This is a genomic window from Mesorhizobium sp. M4B.F.Ca.ET.214.01.1.1 (genome assembly GCF_004791545.1).
GTDB classification, from domain to species: Bacteria; Pseudomonadota; Alphaproteobacteria; order Rhizobiales; family Rhizobiaceae; genus Mesorhizobium; species Mesorhizobium abyssinicae.
Genome location: NZ_SRUX01000135.1, coordinates 1 through 357, shown reverse-complemented (window position 1 = coordinate 357; position 357 = coordinate 1). Strand labels below are relative to the sequence as shown.

At 65.8% G+C, this 357-nt stretch carries 1 protein-coding gene; it reads left to right on the top strand.

Annotation, left to right across the window (positions count from 1 at the left end; translation table 11 throughout):
• Window positions 1-41: 41 nt before the first annotated feature.
• The coding region (locus EN857_RS33625) for a GntR family transcriptional regulator (RefSeq protein WP_135897699.1) at window positions 42-357 on the top strand (316 nt) is incomplete at its 3' end.

Here is a 357-nt window from a genome sequence, read left to right as displayed (position 1 = left end):
GTTTGGGACAATCGTGCTAGGCAGCCAAAAGAGGATCCCGAATGGCCACAGAAGCAGCACGCAAATCGATTTTCGCCGTGAAGCCCGCGAGCCCATCACGCCTTGCGGATGGGGTCTCCGATGCAATCGCAGCGGCGCTGTTCGACGGACGCATCGCCCCTGGCGAGGCGTTGCCGCCGGAAGGCGAGATCGCCCGGGAGTTCGGCGTCTCCAAGCCGATTGCACGCGAGGCGCTGCGCCAGCTGACCAGCGCGGGCCTGGTGTCGACGCAGCAAGGCAAGGTCGCGCGCGCGAAGGCGCTCAGTGGCGAGCCGATGGACCGCATCTATGCCTATGCCGTCCGTTCAAGCCTGACGC